At 45.6% G+C, this 272-nt stretch carries 1 pseudogene; it reads left to right on the top strand.

Annotated elements, in window-relative coordinates:
- Positions 1 to 272, top strand: a pseudogene (locus tag AB4512_RS24795) (ABC transporter permease); the annotation flags it as partial.

The raw sequence follows: 272 nt of genomic DNA, 5'->3' as shown, positions 1-272 counted from the left end.
CGTTAAACCTCATGAAGCCGCCATACCCAATCCTTGTGAGTGATGATCTCGCAGAACACATGGAATGGAATAACGGGGACTACATTCCTCTGATGGATGGTTCTGAGCTTGGTCCTATCGCTGTTGACCAAAAAAACCTGATTGATGGCACAAGGCTGATTGCAGATATCTCTTTGCTCAGAATGCTTAAACGCAGTGCCGGGTTGTCTGTGATTGCGTGTTCAGATATGTCGCCTGAGAAATTTGAGCGTCTTAAAAACATGCTGCCTAAT

It is taken from the genome of Vibrio sp. 10N.222.52.B7, assembly GCF_041474275.1.
In the GTDB taxonomy this organism is placed as follows: Bacteria; Pseudomonadota; Gammaproteobacteria; order Enterobacterales; family Vibrionaceae; genus Vibrio; species Vibrio crassostreae_C.
The sequence above is the reverse complement of the archived record's forward strand: the minus strand, read 5'-3'. Positions and strand labels throughout refer to the sequence as shown.